Origin of the sequence: Actinocrinis puniceicyclus (assembly GCF_018283645.1) — a bacterium.
Taxonomy (GTDB): Bacteria; Actinomycetota; Actinomycetes; order Streptomycetales; family Catenulisporaceae; genus Actinocrinis; species Actinocrinis puniceicyclus.
Window position 1 is genome coordinate 1 of record NZ_JAGSXH010000081.1, and the last position, 26,555, is coordinate 26,555.

Annotated in this window: 23 protein-coding genes and 4 pseudogenes; 19 read left to right on the plus strand and 8 right to left on the minus strand. The window is 70.2% G+C overall.

Translation table 11 applies throughout. The features are described from left to right. Nucleotides 1-423, minus strand: a pseudogene (locus KGA66_RS32490) (hypothetical protein); the annotation flags it as partial. Nucleotides 424-490: 67 nt separating this feature from the next. Here KGA66_RS32490 and KGA66_RS32495 point away from each other — a divergent pair. The 5 genes and pseudogenes from KGA66_RS32495 to KGA66_RS32500 all read left to right on the plus strand — a co-directional run. Next, a complete protein-coding gene (locus KGA66_RS32495) occupies nt 491-1,069 on the plus strand; it encodes a hypothetical protein (RefSeq protein WP_211469739.1) in 579 nt (192 codons plus the stop codon). Between the two features lie 175 nt (nt 1,070-1,244). Beyond that, a complete protein-coding gene (locus KGA66_RS20190) occupies nt 1,245-1,439 on the plus strand; it encodes a DUF3732 domain-containing protein (RefSeq protein ID WP_281416708.1) in 195 nt (64 codons plus the stop codon). Nucleotides 1,440-2,102: 663 nt separating this feature from the next. Next, on the plus strand, nt 2,103-2,717 hold the full coding sequence (locus KGA66_RS20195; RefSeq protein ID WP_211469741.1) for an ArsR/SmtB family transcription factor: 615 nt from the start codon (nt 2,103-2,105) through the stop codon (nt 2,715-2,717). Then, nucleotides 2,714-4,033, plus strand: a complete 1,320-nt coding sequence (locus KGA66_RS20200; RefSeq protein WP_211469742.1) for an MFS transporter — start codon at nt 2,714-2,716, stop codon at nt 4,031-4,033. Before KGA66_RS20195 ends, KGA66_RS20200 begins: the two co-directional genes overlap by 4 nt. Nucleotides 4,034-4,044: 11 nt before the next feature. Then, nucleotides 4,045-4,542: pseudogene (locus KGA66_RS32500) on the plus strand (DUF4158 domain-containing protein); the annotation flags it as partial. 699 nt (nt 4,543-5,241) lie between these two features. On the opposite strand, the pseudogene KGA66_RS32190 reads toward KGA66_RS32500, so the two are convergent. From KGA66_RS32190 to KGA66_RS20220, 3 genes and pseudogenes are all read right to left on the minus strand, one after another. Further along, nucleotides 5,242-6,336: pseudogene (locus KGA66_RS32190) on the minus strand (IS701 family transposase); the annotation flags it as partial. An 89-nt stretch (nt 6,337-6,425) separates the two neighbouring features. Beyond that, entirely contained in the window at nt 6,426-7,097 is a 672-nt protein-coding gene (locus KGA66_RS20215; RefSeq protein ID WP_211469745.1) for a type II toxin-antitoxin system HipA family toxin, read from the minus strand. Beyond that, nucleotides 7,094-7,327, minus strand: coding sequence for a helix-turn-helix transcriptional regulator (locus tag KGA66_RS20220; RefSeq protein ID WP_211469746.1), 234 nt, complete (start codon nt 7,325-7,327; stop codon nt 7,094-7,096). Before KGA66_RS20220 ends, KGA66_RS20215 begins: the two co-directional genes overlap by 4 nt. A gap of 352 nt (nt 7,328-7,679) precedes the next feature. Between KGA66_RS20220 and KGA66_RS32195 the strand changes: the two are divergent. Then, nucleotides 7,680-7,937 (plus strand): annotated as a pseudogene (locus tag KGA66_RS32195) (DUF6398 domain-containing protein); the annotation flags it as partial. Between the two features lie 28 nt (nt 7,938-7,965). Here KGA66_RS32195 and KGA66_RS20225 read toward each other — a convergent pair. Further along, on the minus strand, nt 7,966-8,238 hold the full coding sequence (locus KGA66_RS20225; protein WP_211469747.1) for a hypothetical protein: 273 nt from the start codon (nt 8,236-8,238) through the stop codon (nt 7,966-7,968). 196 nt (nt 8,239-8,434) lie between these two features. On the opposite strand from KGA66_RS20225, the gene KGA66_RS20230 reads away from it, so the two are divergent. The 6 genes from KGA66_RS20230 to KGA66_RS20255 all read left to right on the plus strand — a co-directional run bounded on the left by KGA66_RS20230 (nt 8,435) and on the right by KGA66_RS20255 (nt 13,365). Then, nucleotides 8,435-9,352 carry a hypothetical protein gene (locus tag KGA66_RS20230; RefSeq protein ID WP_211469748.1) on the plus strand — a complete coding sequence of 306 codons (918 nt, stop codon included), beginning with the start codon at nt 8,435-8,437 and terminating at the stop codon, nt 9,350-9,352. After that, complete coding sequence (locus KGA66_RS20235) at nt 9,343-9,915, plus strand: AAA family ATPase (protein WP_211469749.1); 573 nt, start codon at nt 9,343-9,345, stop codon at nt 9,913-9,915. The genes KGA66_RS20230 and KGA66_RS20235 overlap by 10 nt, the downstream gene beginning before the upstream one ends. Nucleotides 9,916-11,013: 1,098 nt before the next feature. Continuing rightward, the gene (locus KGA66_RS32200; protein WP_211469760.1) at nt 11,014-11,379 is read left to right on the plus strand and encodes an ASCH domain-containing protein; all 366 of its coding nucleotides are present in this window, start codon (nt 11,014-11,016) and stop codon (nt 11,377-11,379) included. Between the two features lie 130 nt (nt 11,380-11,509). Next, a complete protein-coding gene (locus tag KGA66_RS20245; protein WP_211469750.1) occupies nt 11,510-12,316 on the plus strand; it encodes a hypothetical protein in 807 nt (268 codons plus the stop codon). Nucleotides 12,317-12,591: 275 nt separating this feature from the next. Further along, the gene (locus KGA66_RS20250; RefSeq protein WP_312887002.1) at nt 12,592-13,020 is read left to right on the plus strand and encodes a DUF6398 domain-containing protein; all 429 of its coding nucleotides are present in this window, start codon (nt 12,592-12,594) and stop codon (nt 13,018-13,020) included. An 18-nt stretch (nt 13,021-13,038) separates the two neighbouring features. Beyond that, nucleotides 13,039-13,365 carry a calcium-binding protein gene (locus KGA66_RS20255; RefSeq protein ID WP_211469761.1) on the plus strand — a complete coding sequence of 109 codons (327 nt, stop codon included), beginning with the start codon at nt 13,039-13,041 and terminating at the stop codon, nt 13,363-13,365. 311 nt (nt 13,366-13,676) lie between these two features. Here the strand turns inward: KGA66_RS20255 and KGA66_RS20260 are convergent, their stop codons facing one another. After that, nucleotides 13,677-14,045, minus strand: coding sequence for a hypothetical protein (locus KGA66_RS20260; protein ID WP_211469752.1), 369 nt, complete (start codon nt 14,043-14,045; stop codon nt 13,677-13,679). Between the two features lie 41 nt (nt 14,046-14,086). After that, a complete protein-coding gene (locus KGA66_RS20265) occupies nt 14,087-15,544 on the minus strand; it encodes an ATP-binding protein (protein WP_369015922.1) in 1,458 nt (485 codons plus the stop codon). 1,027 nt (nt 15,545-16,571) lie between these two features. Here KGA66_RS20265 and KGA66_RS20270 point away from each other — a divergent pair. Continuing rightward, nucleotides 16,572-17,780, plus strand: a complete 1,209-nt coding sequence (locus KGA66_RS20270) for an alkane 1-monooxygenase (RefSeq protein WP_312887003.1) — start codon at nt 16,572-16,574, stop codon at nt 17,778-17,780. Here the strand turns inward: KGA66_RS20270 and KGA66_RS20275 are convergent. Further along, nucleotides 17,717-18,343 carry a TetR/AcrR family transcriptional regulator gene (locus tag KGA66_RS20275; protein WP_211469754.1) on the minus strand — a complete coding sequence of 209 codons (627 nt, stop codon included), beginning with the start codon at nt 18,341-18,343 and terminating at the stop codon, nt 17,717-17,719. The genes KGA66_RS20270 and KGA66_RS20275 overlap by 64 nt on opposite strands. A gap of 846 nt (nt 18,344-19,189) precedes the next feature. Between KGA66_RS20275 and KGA66_RS31755 the strand changes: the two genes are divergently transcribed. From KGA66_RS31755 to KGA66_RS20305, 6 genes are all read left to right on the plus strand, one after another. Then, entirely contained in the window at nt 19,190-20,332 is a 1,143-nt protein-coding gene (locus tag KGA66_RS31755) for an AfsR/SARP family transcriptional regulator (RefSeq protein WP_211469755.1), read from the plus strand. 117 nt (nt 20,333-20,449) lie between these two features. Further along, entirely contained in the window at nt 20,450-23,218 is a 2,769-nt protein-coding gene (gene lanL / locus KGA66_RS20285) for a class IV lanthionine synthetase LanL (protein ID WP_211469756.1), read from the plus strand. After that, nucleotides 23,215-25,134, plus strand: coding sequence for a S9 family peptidase (locus tag KGA66_RS20290; RefSeq protein WP_211469757.1), 1,920 nt, complete (start codon nt 23,215-23,217; stop codon nt 25,132-25,134). Before lanL ends, KGA66_RS20290 begins: the two co-directional genes overlap by 4 nt. 40 nt (nt 25,135-25,174) lie before the next feature. Beyond that, the gene (locus KGA66_RS20295; protein ID WP_211469758.1) at nt 25,175-25,291 is read left to right on the plus strand and encodes an ALQxL family class IV lanthipeptide; all 117 of its coding nucleotides are present in this window, start codon (nt 25,175-25,177) and stop codon (nt 25,289-25,291) included. A 64-nt stretch (nt 25,292-25,355) separates the two neighbouring features. Then, complete coding sequence (locus tag KGA66_RS20300; RefSeq protein WP_211469758.1) at nt 25,356-25,472, plus strand: ALQxL family class IV lanthipeptide; 117 nt, start codon at nt 25,356-25,358, stop codon at nt 25,470-25,472. Between the two features lie 93 nt (nt 25,473-25,565). Then, on the plus strand, nt 25,566-26,555 hold a 990-nt coding region (locus KGA66_RS20305; RefSeq protein WP_211469759.1), incomplete at its 3' end, for an ABC transporter transmembrane domain-containing protein.

Sequence of the window (26,555 nt, forward strand, 5' to 3'; positions counted from 1 at the left end):
GCCCAGCACACCAACACCCCCGTGCGCCTGCTGCTGTGCGGCTCGGCCCTGTCCTTCATGGGCAACCTGCTGTCCGGCAACGCCCCGCTGCGCGGGCACGCCGGCCTGGAACTGATCGTCCCGACCCTCGACTACCGCCTCGCCGCCGAATTCTGGGGCATCACCGACCCGCACACCGCAGCCCTCACGCACGCCATTCTCGGGGGCACTCCCGCCTACCGCCGCGAATTCGCCCAGGGCGACACCCCCGCGGGTCCCGACGACTTCGACCCCTGGGTTACCCGCGCCGTCCTGAACCCCGCCCGGCCCCTGTTCCGCGAAGCCCGCTACCTGCTGGCCGAGGAACCCGACCTGCGCGACGCCGCCCTCTACCACTTCCGTCCTAGCAGCCATCGCCGACGGCAACCACGCCCGCAGCGGCATCGCCGACTATCTCGCCCGCAAATCCACCGACCTGGCCCACCCCCTGGCCGTCCTGCAAGACGTCGGCATGATCACCCACGAGCTGGACGCGTTCCGCGCCAACCGCTCCAGCTACCGCATCGCCGAACCCCTGGTCACCTTCTACCACGCCGTCATGCGCCCCAACTGGGGCGCCCTGGAACGCCCCGGCCGCGCCACCGCCGTCTGGCAACGCGCCCAACCCACGTTCCTCAGCAAAGTCGTCGGACCCCACTTCGAGGAACTCGCCCGCCAATGGGCCCGCTGGCACGCCTCCCCCGACACCCACGCCGGCCACCCCGCCCTCGTGGCCAGCGGCACCGTCAACGACCCCGTCGGCCGCACCACCCACAACGTCGACGTCGCAGTCCTCGGTGACCCCGGCAACGGCCGCCGCACCGTGCTGTCCATCGGGGAGGCGAAATGGAACACCACCATGACCCTGGGCCACCTCGAACGCCTGCGACACATCCGCGACCTGCTCACCCAGCACCCCACCACCCCCGCAACGCAGGACACCCGCCTCGCCCTTTACTCCGCCACCGGCTTCACCCCCGACCTGCACCACGCCGCAGAACGAGGCGAGGTCACCCTCATCGACCTCCACCGCCTCTACCACGGAACATGACGAGGCCACCCATAAAGCCGGAACCTGCCAGTCGCGCGCGGCTGGCGGGCTCCATCCAACCCCCGATCGAGCCTCTGGGGATTTGGTCGTGTTCTAATTCACCTGTACGGTCCCAGGGCCTGGGCAGGCTCATCGTGACGGGTGTAATTGCCTAGAGTGTCCGGGCAATCGCATGATGCGGCACCATCGGCGCTGGGCTACCTCTACCAGTCACAATGGCCTTGCCGAACGCTCACCCACCTTGCAGATCATCGTATCCGACCACGCCAACCTCTCCGAGCCCTGGTTCCAGAACTCGGTACGGCACAACTGGCGCGACGGCGAAGCCCTCATCCCAGCCTCATGGATCGAGACCCCCGACCAGCAGTAATCCGCTGACGTTCGATCAGCTGATTGCCGTCGACCAAGGCGGCGTTCAACCACAGCACTCCAGCGTGCTCCAGTCTGCGCGAGCCGCCCACAGGACAATGCATCGAGTCAGGACGAGTGCGGCGGGACCTGATAGACATGGCTGGCAATGACGCGAAAATACCTCGTCACCACCCCTCCACGACCAATCAAATCAGGATTCTGCTTTGAGAGATCATTGCGACGATCATGGGCGGCTGGCGACAGTTCGCTGCGAAGAACGGTAGCAATCGGCACAGATCGGCAGCGTTCTGCGAGGCCGGCTAACTGGGCGTCACATAATGCCTGGTCAGACTGACGGCTACTCGCAATCTCTCTTATGCATGAGATTTCTGACGAGGCTCCGCCGATCTTGCCGTCTGTCTGCGACCACCTCGATGCCGGGTTCGTCGTCCAGATTCGCGCGCAGGCCCGTTCGCAACATGGGGTCCGCGGTGCACAGAAAGAGTCGGGTGGGCATGGTCGTCCCCCTGGAAGGCCGGTGGAGAGGTGCTCCCTGGGTAGCGTCGGGCACCGCGGCGCCGCGGCCCGGCAGATCCGGCGGCAGTTGTGCGGCAGTTCGTGTACTGCGTAGTGTTGCGCAAGGCTCCTTGCGCAAGGAACCTTTCCTTCGTACCGTCGAAGGGTGCCGATAACTCAGGACTCTTCGACCGCTGTCGCGCCGGGATCCGGCGCGGACTCCTCCGTCGCCTTGCGCGCCCTGGCCCACCCGCTGCGCTGGAAGATCCTCGACCTGCTTCGCAGTGAGGAGTCGGCCACCGCCACCCGCTGTGCGCGAGCCTTCGGCGAGAGCGTGGCGAGCTGCTCGTACCACCTGGCCATCCTGGCCAAATACGGGTTCGTCGAACGGGTGCCCGACCACCCGAGCCGGGAGAGGCCGTGGCGGCTGAGCAGACTCGAGCAGCGGCTCGACACCCCGCCCGGCGGCGAGGACGGGGACGCCGCCGACGCCCCCGGCGCCGAGTCGGTCGTCGAAGTCTTCCTCGAGCACGAATTCACCCGGCTGCGGGGCCGCATGCGGGCCCGCCACAACGAACCGGAGCAGTGGCGGCCGATGGCCCTCGGTGAGACCACCTTCCTCACCGGCGAGGAATTCGACCGTATGCGGCAGGAGCTGCGGGCGATCGTGGTCCGGTATCAAGAGCGCGGCGCGCAGCCGGGTACGCGTCCGGTCGGCAGCCGTGAGGCGCGCCTGTTCGTCGCCGTGTCCGCAGCCCCATCCGTCGGAGCGGACCGATGAGGGTCCTGGGCGATCGCCGATTCCGGCGGCTGCTCGCGGGCCAGACGCTCTCCGGCTTCGGAGACTCGGCGCTCTATCTCACACTCGGCATCTGGGTCAAGGCGCTGACCGGCAGCGACGGCGCGGCCGGAGCCGTCTTCCTGTGCCTCGGCCTGCCCGCGCTCGGCGGCCCGCTCTACGGCCGACTCGCCGATCGGATGAGCCGCCGGACGCTGCAGATCGCCGTGAACCTGGCGACGATGCTCGTCGTGCTCTGCCTGCTCGCCGTGCGCGGCGGCGGGCAGCTGTGGATCATTTTCGCGGTCGCGCTCTGGTATGGCGCAGCCTCCGGCATCGGTGGCGCAGCGTCGGCGGGGTTCCGCAGAGACCTGCTGGCGGACGGCGACCTGGGCGCCGCGAACGCCTTGCTGCTGATGTCGAGCCAGGGTGTACGCATCCTGTCTCCCCTGGTCGGTGCGGCGCTGTTCGAAGCCGCTGGCGGTGGTGCGGTGGCGGTGCTCGACGCGGTCAGCTTCGTGGCTGCGATCCTCGCGCTCGCCTCTGTGCACGTCGAGGAATCGATCGCCGTAGCCGAACCGCGCGAGCGCTTCCTGCGCGGCGCGGCCGCCGGACTCCGGCACATCAGGAGTGTGCGGCTGCTCGCTCAGGTAACGTATGCCGCGGCGGGCACGTTCGCGGTGATCGGGCTGAACGAATCGGTGATCTTCGCCGTCGTGGCGCAGGGCCTGCACCGAGCGCCCGGCTTCCTCGGCCTGCTCAATGCCGTACAAGGCGCGGGCGCGGTCATCGGCGGCCTGACCGCGAACGCGATGCTGCGCAGGCTCGGCGCGGCAAGGATGGCGGGCGCCGCGATCGCGGCGTTCACGCTCGCCTCCCTGGGCTACCGATTTCCGGACCTGGCAACGGTCTGCGCTGCCGAGGTCGCGGACGGCGTCGCGCTCGTGTGGCTGATGATGGTCTTCGCTACCGCGACCCAACAGCACACCCCTTCGCACCTGCAGGGGCGGGTCAACGCCGCTGGAATGATGCTGATCCTCACGCCGCAAACCGTGTCCATCGCCTGTGGAGCCGCCTTCATCGGCGTGCTCGGCTACCGCACGCTGCTGCTGGCCATGACCGCCGTCACGGCGGCGTGTGCCGTTCCCCTCCTGGCCTGGCCCGCCTCCGACCTGAGAAGCGAGACCATCGCCCCCTTCGCCCGAGCCGCCGCCAGCCCCCCGGCGCCCCGGTCCGCTACGTCTGCGGGTTCGGGGACTATCGCTGCGAGGAACAACGATAAGGATCAGGCGTTGGATCATGCCCGTGACCAGCGCTAACTTCTGGCGGCATGTCAGTTAAGAATCTTTCCGATGAGCAGGTAGCCCGCTACGGTCGGTTCGCCGGCGACCCGACGCCCCAGGAGCTGGAGGAATTCTTCTTCCTGGACGATGCCGCGCTGGAGTTCGCCCGGACGAAGCGGCGCGGCTGCAACCGGCTTGGATGGGCTGTGCAGTGGGGCACGGTGCGGATGCTCGGGATGTTCCTGATCCATCCGTCACAGGTTCCGGATGTGGTCGCCGCGTTCGTGGCCGAGCAGCTCGGCGGCGTGGAGGCGTCGGCCCTGAAGCAGTACCCAGATCGGGAGCAGACGCGGTGGGATCACTCCCGGGAGATCCGGGACCTGCTCGGGCTGCGTGAGTTCGACTCCGCGGAGCTGGAGTTGCGGGCGTTCGTAGCGGGCCGAGTGGGGGTCTCGAACGAGGGGCCGCGGGCGTTGTTCGACCGGGCGGTGGTCTGGCTGATCAAGCATCGGGTGTTACTGCCGAGGATCACCACGCTCGTCCGCCTGGTGCCAGAGGTCCGCACGGGCGAGATGGCGCTGATCAACTCGGTCATCGACGCGGAGGTCAGCCCGGAGCTTCGCCGGACCCTGCTCAGGGTGCTGGACGTGCCGGACGGTGATCGGGTCTCGACGCTGGAGCGGTGGCGCACTCCGGTGCGGGATGTCTCCGGGCGCGGGCAGCGCACATCGCTGCTGCTGGCGCAAGAGATCCGGGAGACGAACGGGCGCGCGGTGGATCTGTGGCGGGTGCCGGAGGTTAAGACGACGGAGCTGGCCCGGTTCGGGCTGGCGACCAAGGCGCCGAAGCTACGGCAGTTCGCGGAGCCGTGGCGGACCGCGACGCTGCTGTCCACCGTCCGGCATCTGGAGTCGGCCTCGATCGACGACGCGCTGACGCTGTTCGACGTGCTGATGGTGACAAAGCTCCTGGCACGGGCGCAGCGGGCGGATGTGAAGGAGAAGCTGAGGACCTGGCCGAAGCTGCGCAAGGCCGCGACGAAGGTCGGGAAGGCGGTGGAGGTGCTGCTGGAGACCCCGGCCGAGGCCGAGGGCGCGGCCGGTCCCATCAGCGTCGCGGAGGCGTGGACGCTGATCGAGCAGGTGGTGACCCGTCAGGAGCTGATCGAGGCGATGGCGGAGCTCGCTGAAGTACTGCCCCCGGCGGCCGACGGGGACGGCGATGCGCAGTGGCGCACGCAGCTGATGGAGCGCTACGCGACAGTCCGGCCGTTCATCGCGGCCGAGGTAGTCCTTGCCGAACTGGTAGTTCTCCTCGCACGGCCAGCGCAGCCCGGCCGCTTTGATCAGCCGGGCCATGCTCAGCACCTGTCCTTCGGGCACGTGGCAGTAGTGGAAGGCCAACTCGCCGCTGCGTAGGTGGCGACGGATCAGCAGGTGGTGGCGTGGGCTGTCGGTGGCGATCCACGCCCAGGCATACCAGCGCTGTCCCTTCGAGCCGGCGCCGGCGCAACGCACCTGCCAACGCCGCCGGTCCTTAAGCAGCCGGGCGACCGCGTCCGCGCAGCTGATCCTCGTGCCGGCGAGTGTGACCATGAACGAGCAGGCCGCGCGCAGGACATACGCCTGGCCCCGAGCTTCCAGGAACTCGCGCAGTTCGGTGCAACTGCCGTACACCTCGTCACCGCAGACGAAGTCGAAGCCGAGATCGTCGGCGTAGGCGTCGGCGAGCACGTCGATGGCCAACTGTCCCTTGGTGCGAAAGACCAGGTCAGGCGGCAGGCCTGTGGCCGGCGCCGTGGTCGGGTCGGCGATCTGCTCGGCGGGGATCCACTGGCGCGCCCCGATCAGCGCGTGCCCGACCTTCTCGCGCACGTATGACAGGTGCACGGTGTTGATCCCGTTGGCCACCCGTCCGGCGCAGCCCATGTACTGGCGTTTGACCCCGGCGGTCATCGTGCCCTGTTTCTGCTGTCCGGTCTGGTCCAGTGCTCCCACGCTCATCGCGCGGGCTCGGCGGTTGCGTCGCGCGGCCTGGTCCAGTCCCGCCGCCGCGAACCGGCGCACCCGGCTCATCGCGGCCTGCTGATCCCAGGACGCCCGGTTCAGCAGCCGCTGCGTGCGATCCGGCGACCGGTCCCCGACCTGCTCGGCGATCGTCCATCCGTTGCGTTTGGGCAGGTCGCCAACCAGCGCGTCTGCGTATCTGCCTGCGTGCAGCCAGGTGCCGGTGCGAGCGAAGCACGAGCGCAGCATCCCCATCAGCTCGGCCCGTGCCCGCCGGGCCTGACCGGCCGCTATCCTGGCGACGGCAGCCGCCTGCGATTCTGTTGTCTTCACACGCACATGATCGCCGGGCGGCTGTCCTCATGTGCACAGAGCCCTCACACGAATCACAGCAGCTCAGACCACAATTGGCGGCTGCCGTACTAGCGCAATATCTCCGCGAGCACCGCGGCCTGGCTGTGTTCCAAGTCGCGGGTCGCGGTCAACAGGAGCAGCGGCTTGCTGTGCGCCAGTTGCCGCAGTTCGGCGAGCGCCTGTGCGCGCGCGGGTTCAGGTTTGAGGATGTGCGTGCTCGGCCGACCGCCCAACGGCCTGGCCCACCCCTCCCCGTCGCGTACCAGCAGCAGCTTGGACTGCAGTCCCCCAAGCGAGACGCGCACCTCCTGCCCCACCCCAAGCGGATGTGTTCCCAGGTCGCCGATCGCCGCCTCCACCTCGGCTGCCGAGAGCGGCACGCTCTCGTGCTCCTGCACGTACGGCTCGCCGGCCTCAGTGAACGCCACCGCGCCCGCGCAGTCCCGCCCGAGCATTCGCAACAGCCCGAAAGTGTCCCCACGCCGAACCCGAAACAGCCGCTCGAGCGTCGTGCGCGTCTCGCCCTCCGGCAGGAGCCCCTCCGCCCATAGTTCAGCTGCCTGCCCGCGGTACGGCTTCGTGCGCACCGGAAGCGTCACGGATACGCCCATCGCGTTCTCCCCCAGGCGCGTGACGGCCTCGCTGTCGTACCACAGGTCCAGGCGGCCGTCGCGCTGGCGCAGCAACTGTCCGACAGGCTCACCGCGCAGCCAAACAGTGAGCGCCTCGGCGCGCGTCACTGCTGCCCCTCCCTATCGCCGTGCCCCCGATCGGTAGAGACCTCTGATTCAACCACGGTCACCCTCGACCCTCGCGGCACCGCCACCAGGTCGTAGCCCATCCAGCCGATCGCGCGAAAGAAGCGCTCCTGCCCTGGCGGGCGTCCGGCCTCCATTGCCACCACCGTCGTGCGATCGGCGCCCAGATGCTCGGCCAGCTGCGCCTGGGTCATCCCCCTCGAACGACGCATGCCCGCCATCGCACCGCCAGCCCCCTTCGCACCACGCAGCCAGAACCAGGCCACTCGACCCACCGCCCGTCTCCATGATGTTGCCTGTGGGCAACTTTATACGCTGCGTGTGTCGAATGTCGGCCACAGGCAACACGCGGCACCGCAGGATTGGAAACGCGTGATCATCCTGATGTTTCGCTGGCGAGCCGATGAACAGGCTCACCGCTTCGAGCGCGCGAACGAGCGCGGCTCCGTTCGAGTTCGAGAACCCGCCGGTTCGAGGTTTCGGTCACGGAGGCGATCGGTGAGTCCGTCCGCTGTCATCGCTCCCGCAAGAACGCCCCGGGCGCCGATAAGGTGGCGTGTGCCGATGGTCGATCCGCGTGTGAACGCAAACCATGGCGGGTGTTGGGGCGTGGAACAGCTTGGATCGTGGGTGAAGGCCCAGCGTGTACCGAAGGAGGGCCGGGTGCTGGCCGCGGTGCTCGGCCGCAAGCGGCCCTCGCCGCCGCTGCGCGGGGACCGGCGGATCTGGGCTGCCGGGATCGTGCACACGATCGGCTGGGTCAACTTCCTGGCAGACCCGGCGCACCACCCGCACCTGCGCACCGAGCGGCTCGCTGAGCTGGTCGGGGTGCGGTTCAGCAGGAGCTGGTTCAGCAGGAGCTGGTGCGGGCCGGAGTCATCCCCCATGCAGTCCAGGAGGCCGAGCGGTGAGTGCGCGCCGCGCGACGTCGCGGGTACCGCCGCGGGACGAGGCGCGCTGCCTCCACCTCCTGGGCCGGCCACCGCACCCGCGCCTCGCGGTCCTCGGCGAACCGTTTGGCCACCCGCATCGTCGCGAACCCGCACTGGCTGCCGTAGTGCCGCCCATCCGCCAGCAGCCAGCGCGCGCGCCACACTTTCCCGCAACGCTCGACATACGCCATCGTCTTCACCTCCACCGGTACGCAGCGATGATCACGTGGAAACGGCACCACAGATCCCGGCGTAATGGCGAGTTCACCGGCCCGCTCGACTATGGGCATTTTCTGGGTATCGTGGGACCGACTGCTGGGCAATTAGTGGGCACGTGGCGGGCGACGGCTTCCCCACGATCGACGGCGCGGCACGAAGGGAGGCGAGATGGCAGGGCAGCAGGTGCCGTCGGCATTGATGACGCAGCAGGTGCACGGCCTGCTGCGTGCCGGTCTACCGATTGGCGACACGGCACAGGTGCAGGATCTGATCTGCTTGCGCGGAGTGGTCGCCCGCGCCCTCGACCCGGGGACGCGCTCCAGTCTCATCCGGGCACTGGACGGGCTGTTGCGTTGGCAGCTGGCCCGGTTCGAGCACCCCCGCCTGGGCGATGCGGCCCGCATCCTTTTCGGTGTCACGCGCGGCATGAGCGGTCTGACGCTAACCGAGCGGCGCGCTCGGGCGGCCGCCGCCTCCGGCTACGAGGTACACCACTTCCGCAAGCGGATCGAGCCGGAGATCTGCGCGCGGCTGGCCGGGATGCTTTCCGCCGACGCCGAGGATTTCGCCGGTGGCGCCGTCGCTCCGCGGCTCGGGCGGGCGCGGCGGCCGACGAGGCTGGGCGCTGACGTGTTCGCCTGGGAAGTAGCCGAGCACGAGCAGGCCCTGGCGGCGTTGTGGTCCGGGGTGTATGCGCTGCGCGCCGAGTTGCTGGCCACCGCCCGACTAGCCAGCATGAACGGCCCACGACACGAGCAGACCCGCAGCTCGGCCAATAACGCGCTGTGGCGACTGGCACTGCTGTACCGGCAGGCGGCCGCCTACCGACAGGCCTATGGGCCCCGGCTGCTGGGCGCCGACCCGAACACCGCACCCGAGCAACTGGCGCACTTCGCCGGCTGGCACCCGCCGGTCAGCCGAACCACGGCCGCACACCTCACAGCGCTGGCCGAAATCCACCCCGGCGCCGAGCAGTTCGCCGGGACCCTGCCCTCCTCCCCCATCGCCGCCGAGGCCGAGGTGTGGTGCTCGGCCCTGGCTGACCCGCCGTCCCCCATCCGAGAAGAGCAGCAGCCATGGACCTGACCACCCTGATCGACCCGCTCGGACCACCTCGCCGTTACGTGATCACCGGCGGGCCGTCCGCCGGAAAGGAGGCCGTCCTCGACGAACTGGCCGCCCGCGGGATCCCGGCCACCGACGGCGAGCCGGCCCGGGAGATCTACCGCAAGCACCGCGACCGGCTCGGACGCCACCTGCAGGTCGGCGATCGCCGCGAGTATTCGCGCGAAGTCCTCGAAGCCTTCATCGCCGAATACACCGTGCACAAGCACGGGCTGCGGTTCTATAACCGCGGCATCCCCGACGGGTACGGCTGGGACGCCTTCTTCGGGCTGGCCCCGTATCCCGAGTTGGAGCAGGCCAGCCGTACCTACCAGTACGACGCGGTGTTCGTGTTGGACCCGCTGGACGACTTCGAAAGCGAAGACGACCTGGTCTTCGCCAAGGACCGGGAGATCCGCCGGGTGCACGAGCTGATCGTGCAGGGCTACTACGACGCCGGATATCGCCCGATCTTCATCGCCGCCGACGAACCGGCTCGCCGGGTAGATCAGATCCTCGCCAACATCCCCGCGCCCACCGATTGAGCGGGAGGCAACCCCAACGTGCCGAACCACGAGACCACGCCGGAGTTGATCAGCCCGAACAACGTCCTGGCCAACGCGATGCTGCGCACCGTCGACATGATCCGCCCGCGCATCGAGGCCACCCGCCCCGACCGCGTCGCCCTGTGTGTCGGAACGCAGATCAACGGCGCCCCGCACCTGGGCACCGCCCTCGTGCAGACGGCCGCGTTCCTGCTCGCCAAGGCCGTCAAGCGCACCTTCAACGTCGACGCCATCGTCCGCTTCGGCGCCCTGGACAACGCCCCCTATGACATCCGACTGGACCCCGAGACCCACCACGCCTACCAGCAGACCTACTATCACGCCCTCGGCGCCGAAGAGATCCATGCCCTGATCGAGCGGTACTACCGGGCGTTCTTCGACTCCCTCGCGGACGCCACCGGCGTGGACTACGAGGTCGAGACCTACACTGCCCAACAGGCCGACCCGGTCTTCCGCTTCGAATTCCTGGCCACCCTCGGGCACTACGCTTCGATCCGCTGGCCGCTGGCCCCCAGTCACGGGCAGGTCCACCTGCGCTTTCCCTGCCCGCAGTGCGGCTGGGCGGAGAAGCGCGCCGAGCGCACCCGCCTGTCGATGGCCGGCTCCGGAGGCGCCGAGTTCGCCGCGGTGTGCACCGACCACGGCGACTACAAGGTCACCGTCACCCCGGACTCACCCGCCTACCTCGACCTGGCCACCCTCTACCGCAACCTGGTCAAAGAACGCGTCGCGGCCCGCGACCACATCACCCTCTCGGTGATGGTCAAGGGCGGGGACTGGGCCTACGGCTGCCAACTGGTCGACGAAGCCTTCGCCCACCTTCCGGGGCCCCCGGCGCCACCGCGCCTCTTCACCCCGATGGTGCTCACCGACACCGGGGCGAAGCTCTCCAAGTCCCTGATCCGCGAGGGCAGGGTTCCCCCACCGCCGGGGGCCGCGCCGTGGATGCTGGACACCACCGCGTGGGACGGCGACACCGACTCGCTCGTGGACGCGATGGTCTGGCTGGTCGGGCGCATGATGAGTGACCCCAGGCACTTCTACCGCTCCTACACCACCCAGGAACTGGACCGCCTCATGACCGCCCGACCCGCCGCCGTCCCCGGCATCCGCGCCCGCGAGATGAACCTCTACCGCCGCTACTTCGACCTCGTCGCCGAAGGCCGCAAAACCATCGAAGTCCGAGTGCGCTACCCCAACCTGCGCACCCTCACCGAAGGCGACTACATCCGGTTCGTCTGCGGCCGCGACGACTGCCTCACCCGCGTCACCCGCGTCACCGTCTACCCCTCCTTCGAACAGCTTCTCGACACCGAAGGGGCCGCCAACGTCAACCCCGACTCACCCCGCGACCAGCAACTCGCCAACATCCGCCGCATTTACGGCCCCGAAAAAGAAGCCCTCGGCGCCCTCGCCATCCACATCCAGCTCGCGCAGGACTGACTCGCCGCGCATACGGATTCCCGTCGAAGGGGCGCGACACAGACCTGGAGCGGATATATCCGTACTCTCACATGCTGAAAATGCGCGGGCGCACCGGCGTGCTGTCACCTTCGCAGGAAAGGAGGCTGGCATGGCAGGCGTGAAGCTGACGCCCGACCAGGAGGTCAAGCTCATCCGGAAGCTGTTGGGAGAGAAAGGTGTCGCCGATCCGGAAAGCCTCGGTCACATCGTGGCGGTGTGGGCGATTGGGCTGGCCAACGGCGCGTGGCGCAACACGGTCGTCGAAGACTGGCACGCCGGGGACGGGCCGCTGTCCGACGGGGACATGCTGCGGATCAACTCGTACACCACGCGCGGCATCCAGCGACGCCTGGACGGATGGATGCGCGAACACACGCTGGAGTCCGAAGGCCGCCTTGCCCAGCTCGACGATCTGGAACCCGAGGACATCGAAGAGCTCGTCGATCTGCTCGCGACCTGGCTGACGCGGCCCGAGCGGCGACTGCCGATCGGCCTGACACTCGCGCAGCTGGCTGACGCGGCCGACAGCAGTGTCGAGGACTACGCCGAAGACGCGACGGAGGCACTCGACGGCTTCCTGGCCATGGTGGACGAACGGGGTCCGTCCTTCGCATTCCTGCGCACCGCGGCTCACGGCGCCGCGGCGTGTGAGCATTGGTGGAACCACCCGCGGTGGCCCTCTCATGTCGACGTCTTCCTCGCCGAGCTGCGCATCGGCACGAACGAACACCTTGAGCGCGTCGGGTCGCGCCCCGAGACGATCACGGACCTCGCATCCCTGCAGCGGCTGCTCTTGAACCATCCATGGGAACTCGACGGCGCCGCCGCGCAGTGGATCGCCGATGCCGACATCCGCTACGTGGTGTTGCATCACGACGAGAGGGCTGCCCTCGGCATGGGCGGCGGGCGAGCTTGATCCCGATCTGGTTCGTCAGATCGACGACATGAAGCCGGCCAACTGCTTCGATCAGCCGCGTCCTCGGGCACCTGGCGGCGTGATCCGGTCTTCCGCCGTCGGTGCCGACGGCCTACGAGTACCAATGCGCATTCTGCGGCTACGGCGGGACCTGGCCGGGGGCGGACGCCGCCCGCGCCCGCCCCCAGGGCGCCGATAAGGTGGCGTGTGCCGATGGTCGATCCGCGTGTGAACGCAAACCATGGCGGGTGTTGGGGCGTGGAACAGCTTGGATCGTGGGTGAAGGCCCAGCGTGTACCGAAGGAGGCTTCGTCCGCTGTCTGCCAGATCGCGAGGTCACCGATGAGTTCTGCGCAATTCACTTGGACGTTGAGTACGCGCAGCTGTGCCGGGTGCTGGCCGCGGTGCTCGGCCGCAAGCGGCCCTCGCCGTTGCTGCGCGGGGACCGGCGGATCTGGGCTGCCGGGATCGTGCACGCGATCGGCTGGGTCAACTTCCTGGCAGACCCGGCGCACCACCCGCACCTGCGCACCGACCGGCTCGCTGAGCTGGTCGGGGTGCGGTTCAGCAGGAGCTGGTTCAGCAGGAGCTGGTGCGGGCCGGAGTCATCCCCCATGCAGTCCAGGAGGCGCAGCGGTGAGTGCGCGCCGCGCGACGTCGCGGGTACCGCCGCGGGAGGAGGCGCGCTAGCGGCGGATCACTGATGAGATCGTCGTTGACGCCTGACAGACGCCTACGGCCCGCAGGAGCAAGCCACGGGCCGGTACTACTACCTTCAGGACCGGCGCGAGTTCCCGTTCACCGCCGTATGCGCCGCCCGGAGGCAGACCTCGCCGCTTCAGGTGGGCGACGAGGTGGACGTCGTCGCTATGGCGCACGAGGACGAGTGCGAACGTGAGATGTTCGTCGCGCTGCGGTGGGGCCCGCGCGCCGTGGACCTCCCCGCCGTCCCGCTCGCCCAACTCGGCATCGCCCAGGCCGCCGACGAAGCGACGGTCCAGGCCGTGGAGGACTGGCATTACTGGGTAGCGCACGGCTACCGCTTCTGACCTCGTCCACTTCACGGTGCAGGTGGCGGCGCAACGGGGTGCGGAAGCGCCGCCCGCGGTGCTCGGTTGGTCCCGCGCTTGGAGTAACTCAGCTTTCTGCGTTGGGGAAGAATCGGGGAAATCGCGGCGCGAGAAACGGTAGCAGACGGCAGAGATCGGCAGAGTTCTGCACGGTGATGCAGCATCCTGCGAGGCAGCTCCAGTTGACCTGAGAGTATCCGCAGGTAGCTGACTTGCGCATGACAGAGCCTCTCTTATGCATGAGATGACTTCCCTGGTGAGAGGGCCTCGTTCCTGACCTGGCGACCGCTTCACAACGTCTGTACTCCATCGAGGGCGTGGATGCGAAAATTGAGAGGGCCACCACGCGTCCAGCGGGCCACCAACAGCTCGCGTGGTTGTTCGAGACGGGGTAGGTGTCCGCGCCCGACGGTGTCGCTGCTCTTGGCCTCCCCGAGCGCCAGCACACGCTCGCGCCCGTCCCCGGTGCGGCCGAAGACGACCAGGTCCAGTTCGTGCCCGGTCTTGTGCGCCGGATCCGGCGGCGTGCCGGAGGCCACCGGGGTGCGCAGCCCCTGAGCGTGTCCGGCGCCGCGTACCAGCGCCTCCAGGTGCGCGCCAACTGCTCGAAGTGCGGTCCGAGCACCCCGGCCCGGAAAGCCTCCTGAGATCGGTCCCACACCGGTCCGGTGTACCCGGGACGCTCCAGGGCGGCTGATGCTCAGTCAGTTCTGCCGTAGAGCTCGTCGAGGCCGATCAGGTGCACGTCCGCCCGGTCGGCTGCTGCCTGGATCAGGGCCGGGGAGATGTCGGCCCCGCTGAAGCAGAGCAGAGCGGCGCTCTCGGCGCCGGGTTGGCCGGCGCGGGTGAGCAGTTCCCGTACGCGTTCAAGGCGCCGGAGGTGTCCGAGGCCCATCTGATCCTGCCATTTGGCCTCCCCGAGCGCGAGCAACACCCGCGCGCCGGCCGGGTCCAGGCCGGTGGCGACGATGTCGACCTCGTGGTTGGTCTTGTTCTGCGGGTCGTTGACCACCCCGTACCCCACGTGGGTCGGGGGTGTGACGAGCAGGCTGCTCGGGGCGTGGTCCAGGGTCCAGTCGCGGCAGATCTGCTCGAAGCGCGGGCCGACAACGCCGCCGAGGAACCTGCGCGTGCTGGCCTGCCATACTTCCCCGGCCCTGCCCTGGCGTTCCAGGCGGCTCCACTCGGGGCGCATCACCGCGTGGTAGAACGCGATGAGCGGCTCGTTGATCCGGTAGAAGCTGCGGCCGGGCCGAAACGCGTCGATCTCGCGGGTGAGCAGCCCGGTGTCCTCCAGGACGGAGAGGTGGTGGGAGATGTCGGTGGACTTGCGCCCGAGATACCCGGCGATCCCTCCGCGGGTGGCGTTGCCCTCCGCGACGGCTGCGAGCACCGAGTGGTAGACCGCGTTGTCGCGGATGTCGGGCTCCTCCGCCAGCAGGTATCGCGCCTCACGGAACAGCGGGCTGAACCGGTCCAGCACGTTGTCCACGACCCACGCGTCGAACTCGGCGATCGACGCGGGCCCGCGTCCGCCCGCGGCGCCGTCGCGGTACGCGGGGGTGCCGCCGACCACCGTGTACAGCAGGACGGCCAGGGCCGGGTCCTCGATCCCCCAGAACTGCGCGGCCAGGCGGTAATCGAGGGTCTGCACCAGCATCTCCAGCGCGGCGCGCCCGCGCAGCGGCGCGGTGCCCGACAGCAGCCGGCCCATGAACGACATCGCCGAGCCGCACAGCAGCAGCCTGGTCTGCGAACCCACCCGCTCGGCGCGCCGCGGCCCGAACGCGGCCTGGATGACCGAGGGCAGTGACGGGTTCGCCTTGACCAGATACGGGAACTCGTCGATCACCACGGTCACAGGTTCCCGCCGGCCGAGGGCGAGCAGGGCGTCGAGCACCTCGTGCCAGTCGGCCGGGCGCGGCGGGAACGGCGCCCCGGTGAACGCGCCCAGCAAAGCGCCGATGCGCATCAGCGACTCGGCGTCGGTCGCCTCCGTCGCCTCGAAGAAGAACCCGCTGCCGGCTTTGCTCAGTGCGTCGAGCAGGAAGGTCTTGCCCTGGCGGCGCCGCCCGGAGACCACGCCCAGGGTCGCGCCCGCACGCGTGTCCGCGGCGAAGCGGGTCAGCGCGGCCCACTCGGCCTCCCGATCGAACATGTCCTCCGGTTTGGCGAACACCGCACACTCCGCTGAGATAGAACCGTATTTATAAGTAGTGTAGTCCTTGTAGTGGACGCGTGCTGTCATCGACGAGGATCCGCGGTCGGGCGAGCCTGTCGCAGGAGCGGCATCACAGACCGGCGCCCTCCCCCATCCGCCTTAGGCCGTACCAGTCACGAAGACAAGGGATTGAGGCACGCCAGTGTGGCGGGACCTGCTAGTACTAGTTGGCGACGAAGCGAAAGCGCTTCGCCGCGGCCAGCCGGCGACCAGGTGAATCAGGATGCTGTTTTGAGAAGACGTTGAGATGATCATGAACGGCCGGCGACAGTTCGCTCCAACGTTCGGTGAGGATCGGCAGGCATCGGCAGTGCGCCACTACCGCCCCGCCTCATCGCCGTCGGCATAATCCATGTCAGCGGACTTCGCGCCAGGCTCGACCACGGTCACCGTCGACCCGCGCGGCACCGCCACCAGGTCGTACTCTGGTGGGCAACGAGCCACTGCTCGAAAGTCGCGTCGGAACCGAGTTCCGCTGTCTGTCAGTGAGCCTTTCCGGTAAGCGCTCGCCACGTTCCGTAGTCAACCGGTTCGCTTCTGACGAGTCGTCCAGCGTGGGCCGCCCCGACGCCCCAGGAGCGCGAAACCCCCTGGTAGAACAGGTTCTCGCCAAAGGACCACGTTCATAACAAGGGGGCGCAGAACTCGACCTGTAATGACCGCCTACCAGGGCCACCGCGTCGCTGACCTGGATTTCGCCGTGTCCGCCGTCAATTCGGCTCCGGTTATGAGCATGTAACACGGCTGGTCGGCGTGTCGCGCGCGGGCCGTGGGAGATCGTCAGGCAAAGGACACCCCCTCGTGCACACTCTGCGGCACACCGGCGTGCCCCGTACCGTGACACAACCTTCGCCGGACCTGACGGCCAGTCAGAACGTTTACGCTGCGCCGTTCTTGTCTTCGCTGCGAGCCGGTGCGAGTTTCTCGTCTCAAGCGGACGGACTGACGAGCAAAGGAGCCGGGCGTGGAGGCTGGCCTCGTACAAGCACAGCCGCGTTGGCGGGATCCCAAACGCCACCTATGGCTGCTTGGCCTGGCGGTACCCACACTGCCGTTCCAGGCCGGGGCACTCACGGCGCTCACCGGCGTGCACGCGTTCTGGTGGTGGGGGCCGTTCTTCGCCTTCGTGATCGTGCCCCTGCTGGACGCGAGCGTGGGCGAGGATCGCGACAACCCTCCGGAAGCGGCGATGCGGCAACTGGAACGCGACCGTTACTACCGCTGGTGCACCTACCTGTACCTGCCCCTGCAGTACGGTGCGCTGGTGTGGGCGTGCGCGCAATGGGCGCGCGGCGGTCTGTCGGTGCTCGACCGCGCGGGCCTGGCGTTCACGACCGCGGTCGTCTCCGGCATCGCGATCAACACGGCCCACGAGCTCGGGCACAAACGCGAGGCGCTGGAACGGCGGCTCAGCCGTATCGCGCTGGCACAGTCCTGCTACGGCCACTTCTACGTCGAGCACAACCACGGCCACCACATACGAGTCGCCACGCCCGAGGACCCCGCCAGCGCGCGGATGGGCGAGAGTTTCTGGCGGTTCCTGCCGCGCACCGTGTTCGGCAGCCTCGCCTCCGCATGGCGACTGGAGGCCAGGAGGCTGGAGCGACGCGGCCGCCGCGTCATCAACGTCCATAACGACGTGCTCACCGCGTGGCTGCTGTCGGTCCTCCTGATGGCCACGCTGGCCGCCGTCTTCGGGCCGGGCGTGCTGCCCTGGCTGCTGCTTCAGGCTGCCGGCGGGATCGCCCTGCTCGAGAGCGTGAACTATCTGGAGCACTACGGCCTGCTGCGCGGCACGCGCCCAGACGGGCGCCACGAGCGGGTGTCGCCCCAGCACAGCTGGAACAGCGACCGCACCACCAGCAACCTCTTGCTTTACCAGCTCCAGCGGCATTCGGACCATCACGCCAACCCGCTGCGCCGCTACCAGACGCTGCGGCACTTCGACACATCGCCACAGCTGCCCGGCGGCTACGCCTCGATGATCGTACTGGCCTGGTGCCCGACGCTGTGGCGGCGGGTGATGGACCGGCGACTGCTCGCCCACTACCACGGCGACGTGACGCTGGCCAACCTGCACCCGCGGGCCCGCGCGCACCTGCTGAAGCGCTACGGCACACCCGCGCCGAGCACCGCGACGACGGCGCGCGCGATGCGCTCGGGCGTGCACTGAGCATCCGCTGCCGGCAGCAGAATGTGACTGACCGTCAACCGGACCACGAGATCGCCGGCCTCCTCCAACCGATGCTCGTCCCATGCCGGCAAACGCTCGGCCAGCCAAGCCCGCAGCAACTGACCGGCCAGGGTGAACACCGGTTCCGGCCGCGCGGTCAGGAACGGCAGCAGCCCGTCGGTCCCGCCACGGGAGGCTGTGACCACCGCGTGGATGAACGGGTTGCGCGCGGCCTCGGCCAACGCGTGCCGCACTCCGGCCTCGACGGCGGCGGCGACACTGTCCGGGTGCTGGTCGAGTGCGGCAGCGACCCCGATCAGGAAGTCCTCGCTCTCACGCCGCACCAGCGCGGCTCCGATACCCGCCCGATCGCCGAACTCTTTGTAGATCCACGGCCGCGATACCTGCGCCCGCTCGGCCAGGTCCGCAACCCGTACCGCGTCCCACCCCGTCGCGCCGGCCAGCGCACGCGCCTCGGCCAGCACCCGCTCGCGCATCTGCTTGCGCCAGACCACCCGCGGCGGATCCGGACGACGGACGGGGACGGACGCGCGTCGGACCATGGGCGCAGTGTGCCAGCGCGAGACAAAGCGCGCCACGGCGGCCGACGTGCCGGTGAGAAACGTGTACTACCCCTTCAAGACCAACGACGACCTGGTCAGAGGGGTCATCGAAGCGCGCGCGCAGCAGGCGCGCGCGATGATCGACGCCCTCGAGGGGCATTGGCGGACTCTCGACCCGCCTCAAGGCGTTCGCGCACCGCTGGGTGGAGATGCGCGAGGTGCCACCGCCGGCCCCCTTCGCATAGAACCGGGTGCGCGGGCGCTTTCCCCCCGAACACGAGCAGCACCCGTGCGCCGGCACGACGTCGCCGCTGATCCGCCCCCGGAACCGGGGACGTTCGATCATCGGCCCAGGACACCTCGGACACCTGGGAGGCCGTCGAGGAGGCACTGGGCCGCCTGCTAGGCGACGGCCTGATCACGCGCGGCCTCGGCGTGTGGATCGCCGTGGGCGGGCCCTCGTCGACGAACTCGCCGGGCCGCCGGCACTGCTGCTTCCCGGCGCGCGGTGGCCGGTCTGGCGGGTGGGCCAGGTGTTCGAAGCCGAAGCCGCGGGCACGCACCGCGAGTCGGCCGCGCGGCAGCCGGTGAAAGCAGCCACTTGCGTCACAGAGTTGGAATTTCACGGTTCGCAGATACTCCCGCGCTCATCAGCGTACATATGAATCCTCTCTTCGCATCGGCCGCAAGAGGCGGAGAATCGCTGCTCAGAGCGGTCGCCAGAAAATAAACTGCTTGATCTGTCGAGAGAATCGGACGCGGCGGCAAATTGCCTCTTGCCCGGCCCGGTTTCTCCTTGTATCCAGGTGTAGTACGGCCAGTGACGACATCGAAAGGCGTTTCACCGTGCTCGATGCCGACTACCGTTTCTTGGCTGCGGCTGCCACCGAGGGTGATTGTCAGGATTCTTCAAGTGACTTCGGTCGTCGGGCCGAGGCCACGGACCTGGAGGCCGAGTTCGCCCCGCCTGATCCGGATCTCGTGGCGCAGACCCCCGAGTCGCCCGACGAACTCGCCCGCGTGCTGTACGGGTGCGTCAACTACCTGGCCCAGGCCGCCGAGCAGATCTCGCTCGTGCTCGACAGCGTGTGCGCGAGCGGCGGCGAGGCGGCATCCGATCCCCCGCGCCGGCCGCCGCGTCCCGACCGAGAGCGCGCACGGCCCGCGTGGCCGAGCCGCGCCATGCGGCCCGAGCGGGCGGGACGGGAGTGCGCGAGACCCGGTCCGGGTCCGGGTCCGGAGCCCGGTGCCGCGGACTCGAGCGCGCCGGTCGTGTTCCGCACGCTCGGCACGTTCTGCGTCGAGGTCGACGGTCACCCGGTGGCGGCTTCGCAATGGCGCTCGAAGAAGTCCCGCGACCTGGTCAAGCTGCTGCTCGCGCGGCCCGGGCGGCCGATCCCGCGGGAAGAGGTCATGAACGTGCTGTGGCCGGGCGAGCCGGCGCGGGAGCTGGGCAGCCGGCTGTCCGTGGTGCTGTCGACCACCAGGTCGGTGCTGGCGGGCGGGCGCCGATGTACCGGCCCGAGCCCGCTGGGCGCCGACCGCGACGTGGTCACCCTCGACCTGGGCGTGGCTGAGTCGGACGTCGTGAGCTTCCTCGAGGACGCGGATCGTGCCCTGGGGTCGCACCGCCGGGGCCACAGCGCGCTCGACGAGCTGGCCGGTGCCCAGCTTCGCTACCGCGGCGACTTCCTCGAGTGCGAGCCCTATGCCGACTGGGCGATGCCGCTGCGGGAGCACGCCCGCGCCCAGTACATCAATGTTCTTCACGCGCTGGTGCGGCAGGCGGCGCGGGCGCGGCAACCGGTCCTGGCGATCGACTACGCGCTGCGGCTGCTGCAGTGCGACGCATACGACGAGCAGGCCCACCTGTGGCTGTTCCGGCTGCTGCGTACCTGCGGGCGGCACGGCGAGGCGCGTCGAGCACACGCGAACTACCTCACCCGCATGCGCGAGATCGGGGTCGAACCCGCCGTCGCAGCCTCCTGACCCACGCCCATCAGGCTTCGGTGAATGCAGGCTTCGAAGAATATCCGAATGTTCCTGGAACCCTGCTGCGTACGGTCTGTTGCGTAACCGGCAGAACGCCGACCGGAGGGGACCGCCATGTCAGGGACCGCGCACGCCGTGCCAATGGGCCGGCACACGCCGAGGTCGGCCGACGGACGCATCCTCGAGGACGTCGTGCGGGCCGCCGCCGACCGGTGCGGCGCCTCGCACTGGCGGTTGCGCGCCGACGGGTTCTGGTTTCGTGTGCTTCCGCCGCAGCACGCCGACCGGGTGCAGGGCTGGAAGCTGCACGTGTCGGCCACGCCGCTGTCCGCGCCGCTGGTGCTCGCGCGCGTCGCGCCGATCCTGATCGAGCACCGCTGCGCGTTCAAGTTCGCCCGCACCCTCGAGGAGGTCTTCGAGCTGGTCTCGATGCGGGCCTCGCGCGGCAGCGGCGGCAAGTTCGTCACCGTCTACCCGGACGACGACGAGCAGTTGCGGGTGCTGGCGCCGCTGCTCGACGAGGCGACCTACGAGCTGCCGGGGCCCGCGGTGCTCAGCGACCGGCCCGTGCGTGCGGGCAGCCACGTGTTCTACCGTTACGGCGCCTTCCGCGGGGTACGGGTCCTGACCAACGACGGCACTTACGAGGTGCGGTTGCAGGGCCCTGACGGCGCTGCGGTCAAGGACAACCGGGACGCCTGGTTCAACCCGCCGCCGTGGGTGCCGCGCCCGTTTCCGCAGGATCCCGCCTCGGCGGCGGCGCGGGTGCGGCCGCAGGCCGTGCTGCTGGCCGGCCGGTTCGAGGTGCGCGCCGCGATCCGCCACGCGAACCGCGGTGGCGTCTACCGGGCGCTCGACCGGGAGAGCGGCGCGAACGTGATCGTCAAGCAGGCGCGGGCGCACGTCGGCTCCGCGCTGGCCGGTCTCGACGCGCGCGACGTCCTGCGGCACGAGGCGGCCATGCTCGAGCGGCTCGCGCCGACCGGCCTGACACCGCACCTGGTCAGCGTGTTCGAGGCACAGGACAGCGTCTTTCTGGCGGAGGAACTGGTCGCCGGCCAGAGCCTGGAGCAGTGGACGCTGGGGCTCCTGGGCCGGGCCGCGGACCGCGGAATCGATGCGCAGGACGCGCGGCGCACGGCGCTGATGCTGGTCGACCTGGTCGCTCGCGTGCACGAGCACGGCCTGGTGCTGCGCGACCTGAAGCCGGGCAACGTGATGGTGAGCGAGGACGGCGCGGTGCTGCGGCTGATCGATCCCGAATACGTGGCGGTGCCCGGCACGCCGTCGGTGGTCGCGCGCACACCCGGCTACTGCGCGCCCGAGCAGCGGCAGGAGTCCGATCGCTACGCGCCCGCGCCACGCCCGTCGGTGGATCTTTACGCGCTCGGCGCCACGCTCTGCTTCGTGGCCACCGGGGCCCACCCCTACCTGATACTCGATGAGGAGCCGCGGCGCGCGACGCAGCAGCGACTGGTTGCGCTTCTGCGGAAGATGGCGCGGGGCAATGCGGCGCTGCACCGTCTGCTGCCGCTGATCTGTGGTCTGATGCGCGATGAGCCGGGCGAGCGCTGGGACCTGGGGCGGGCGCGCGGTTTCCTCGACGCGTGGCCGGCCGGCGAGCCCCTGATCGCGTCGGGCGCCACGGACCTGGCGGGAGAGTGTGACCGGGTGCTGCGTGACGGTGTCGACCACCTCTGCGCGAGCGCCGACTTCGACGCGCGTCCCGGGCCGTGGCGCTCCAGCGGTTTCGGCGAGAGCACCGACCGGTGCAGCGTGCAGCACGGCACCGCCGGGGTTCTGCTGGTCCTGGCGCGCGCGGCGGCGTTGCTGGGCGGCGACCGCGTGCTGGAGACGGTGGATCGTGCGGCGCGGGCGCTGGCCGACGGGGTCGAGCGGCTGCCGCGGATCCTGCCCGGCCTGCTGTTCGGCAGTTCCGGCACCGCGGTGGCGCTGCATGCGGCGGCCGGCGTCCTCGGCGACGACCGGCTGGCCGGCCGGGCGATCGACCTGGCGCTGCGCGTTCCGGTGGACTGGCCGAACCCGGACGTGTGCCACGGTCTCGCGGGCGCGGGCATCGGGCAGTTGCTGATGTGGCAGGCGACGGGCGATCCGCGGTTCGAGGAACGCGCGATGCGGTGCGCGCGGGGTCTGATCGCGGCGGCTGACCGGGGGGCCGGCGACGGGTACTGGCCTATACCCCGGGATTTCGATTCGGAGCTGGCGGGTCTGGCCCAGCCCGGCTTCGGGCACGGCCTGGCCGGGGTGGCCGCCTTCCTGCTCGCCGCCGGGCGGCACAGCGGTGACGAGCGCTGCCTTGAGCTGGCTCGCGGCGCGGGCCGGACCCTGGTGGCCGAGGCCGCGGTGGATGGGGACGGGCTGGTGCTGTGGCCGAACAGCCGCGGTGAGGACCCGGACGCGGTCAACTTCATGCGGATGCACTGGTGCAGTGGGGTGTCGGGGATCGGCACCTTCCTGGTTCGGCTGTGGCAGGCCACCGGCGATGAGCGCATCGGCGCGCTGGCGCGGCAGGCCGCAGCGACGGTGGCGGTGAACCGGTGGCAGCACTCCCCCGCGCTGTGTCACGGGCTGGCCGGCAGCGGCGAGTTCCTGCTGGACCTGCACGAGGCGGATCCCGGCGGCGGGCACCTGGCGGGCGCCGAGGCCGTCGCGGACGCGATGCTGGCCCGCACGGTGCGGCGCGAGGGCAGGTTGCTGTTGGCCGACGACTCGCTGATGGACGTCGTGCCGGACTATGCCACCGGGCTTGCCGGGGCGCTCGGTTTCCTTCTGCGCCTGCGTTTCGGGGCGTCCCGGCTGCTGACGCCGCCGCTGGCCGGCGCCGCGCGGCTGCCGCAGTCCGCCGGCGCGGTGACGGCATGACGGCGCTCGGCGAGTTGCCAGAGCTGCGTGACGCCGCGTGCGGCGCGGTGGAGCGGCGGATCAGCGTGCGGTTCGCTCCGGACGGGCGCAGCGCGGCCGCTTTGGCCGCCGGGCGGGACGGCAGGCTGGTCGCCGAGTTGTGCTCGTGGCACGGGTCCGGCGCGCGGTTCACGCTGCTGCCGGGCATCGAGCCGGAAAGCCACCGCACGCAGGTCGTGCCCGCCGCGCACGGGCGCGTCGTGGCGCTGCGCATGCGTCCCGGCGCGCACCGGATCGTGCTGCTGGAGCGTGACGAACCGGATGCTTCGCAGGGCGGCGCGGGTGACGGCGATGCCGGTGATACTGGTGATCCGGTGGCCCGGGAGCAGCAGGTGCGGGAGCGGGAGGTCGCCGTGCTGGCCGTGCGTGCGGCTCGGCTGCTGCCCAGTCCCGATCCCGCGGTGGTGGCCGTGGTGATCACCGCGGACGCCTCCGGTTCCCGGATCTGGCAGGTCACAGCGGACGAGGCGCCGTCGCTTCGCCCCGTGCTGGACGCGCGCCAGGCGTTGGGCGGCGGGGTGTGGCTCGACGCCGAGGGGGCTTTGCTCTCGGTGCAGTGCCAGTTCGACGAGGACTCGCCCGTCGTTGCGGCGGTGGCTGATCTGCGGACCGGCGTGATCGTCCGGGATCCGTGGGTCGCCGCCGCGGGCGAGGACGGCCGGGTCGGTGCGGCGCTGGTGTGGGCCGCGCATCCGGGTACCGGTTTGCGTCTCGTGGCCCGCCCGGGCGCGCGGCGGCCGCTGAGCCTGGCGGGTCCGGGCCGGCCGGAACGCGCTGCGGCGGCGTTGAACGCGTTCGCCGAGGCCGTGCAGCCGCTGGGTTTCTCCCCCGACGGGCGCAGGCTCGCGCTGCACACCCGTTGCGGCGTCAGGTCTCGCATCTACGCGTTCGATCTCGACGAGGAGTCGGTGCGCGAGGTGGAGATTCCGGCCGGGTCGGTGGCTGCGGGCGGCGCGTGGTCGGCCGACGGTCTGCGGTTCGCGTTCGGCGGTCCCGGTGTCGCGGCGGGTCTGGCCACGGTCGGGCCGGGCGGGTCGTGGCGTGTGGAGGGTGCGCGTGCGCGGCCGGTCGCGGCGCACGCGCAGAGCGTGGCCGGTGCGGCGGGCCGGATCGAGTCGGTGGTCTACGGGGGCGCGGGCTGGCGGGCTGCGCCGCGGCTGGTGCTGGCGCTGCACGGCGGGCCGTCGGATCAGTGGAGCCTGGTGCGCCATCCGCTGTTCGCCGACCTGGCGGCGCGCGGCGGTGCGGTGCTCGCGCCCAATCAGCGCGGCAGCACCGGTTACGGCAGGCGGCACCGTGAGGCGATCGTGGGTGCCTGGGCCGTGCCGGACCTGGAGGATGTGCTGCGCATCGGCGCGGACGTGGCCGCCGAGCGCGCCGCGGCCGGGCTCTCGCGGCCGGTGCTGTTCGGCGTGAGCTATGGCGCGTTCCTGGCCATGGTCGCGCTCGCGGCGCGCCCGGATCTGTGGCGGGGGTGTGTCGCGGTGGCGCCCTTCCTGTCCGGGCCCAAGTTGTATCGGGATGCGACGCCGCCGGTGCGTGCGATGCTCGATCGGCTGCGTGCCTGCGAGCCGGCGCGCGATGCGCTGGGCCCGCGCGATCTGGAGGCCTTGTTCGCCTCCGCCCGTGACGAGGGCGAGCGGCCCCCGGTTTATCTGTTGCACGGGCTGCACGACGAGGTCATCCCGGTGGCACACACCCGTCGTCTGGCTGCGGCCCTCGGTGCGGCCGGGTGGCGTGAGGGCCGCGACCTGTTCGTGCGTGTGCTCGCCGATGCCGGTCACGATCCGTTCGACGGCTCGGTGAGCGCCGCGCGGAGCGCCGAGTCGGTGCTCCGGTTCGTCCGGTGCGGTTCGCCCGAAGACCTCCGCGGCTGATGTGCCGCGGACCCGTCCCATCGCGGAAGGAGGTGACGTCATGGAGCTCGACATCGACGCCCTGCAGATGCTGCCGGCTGAGGAGAGCGACGCGCAGCTGGTCGCCTGCACCAGCACCTGCAGCTGGACCTGCTCGTGGACCAGCTTCACCAGCTGATGTGCCGGCACGTGCATGTCAGTGATCTCAAAAACCCACGCAACGACTGAGGATGGTGTTCATCATGGAGCTCGACATCGACGCGCTGCAGATGCTGCCGGCTGAGGAGAGCGACGCGCAGCTGGTCGCCTGCACCAGCACCTGCTCCTGGACCTGCTCCTGGACCAGCTTCACCAGCTGATACCGGCGGGGCGAGAGCCCGACCACGTGGCCGGGGCGCGGGCGCCCTATTCGCTCGCGCCCCGGTACATGCAGCTTATCGACAGGGGAGTGCATGCTCAGGGTGCACGGCCGGCCGGGCCGGTCTGACGGGTGCGATCCCGCGGCCGCGTTGGCCGCGCGGCCGCCGCGGGCGTGGTTCGCCGTGCTGATCGCCGCCTTGGTGGCGCAATCGGCGGCGGCGCTGGGACTGCCGTACGCCCTGTCGGTGACCGCCGTGCGGCTGCTGGCCGGGCGCGCGGCCGGGTGGCCGGCGCTGTCGGTGGCGGCGCTGCTCCTGCTCGCCGTGATCGCTCAGGTGGTCGGCGAGGCGTCCTCGGCGGTCTGTACCGCCAGGTCCACCGCCGGCGCGCGGCGCGGGCTGCTCGGTGCGGTCCTGAGCCTGGGAGTGCCGGGTACGGCGCGGTACGCGACCGGGGACCTGATCAGCCGCCTGGTGGGCAACTGCGCGGACGCGGGGCAGGCGCCGGCGGCGGTCGCCGAAGCCGCGGTCGCCTTCGCCACCTCGCTGCTGGCTGTCGCTGCCTTGTGGCGGCTCGACCCGTGGCTCGGTGGCGCGTTTCTGTCGGGCATCCTGCCCGTCTTGCTGTTGGTGCGGCTGTTCGTGCGCCGTACCGGGGACTTGTTCATGCAGTATCAGGGTGCTCAAAGTCTCATCGCCGCCCGGCTGACCGACGCGCTGGCCGGCATACGCACCATCCGGGCATCGGGCACGGTCGAACGCGAGGTCGAGCGCGTTCTCGCGCCGCTGCCCGAGCTGTCGGGCACCGGGCGGCGGATCTGGGCCGCGCAGGGCTCGGTGGTCTGGCGCATGTCGTTGCTGGCTCCGGCGGTGGAGATCGCGGTGCTGAGTATCGCCGGTCTCCGGATCGCCGCCGGGCGGCTGCCTGCCGGGGACCTGCTGGCGGCCGCCGGGTACACCACGCTCGCGCTCGGTTTCCTGGGCCAGATGGACGCGCTCGGTCAGCTGGCCCGCGCCCGGGCCGGGGCGCGCCGAGCCGGAGAGGTGTGCGCCCAGGCCGCCGGGGCGGGGTCTGTCGGCGCG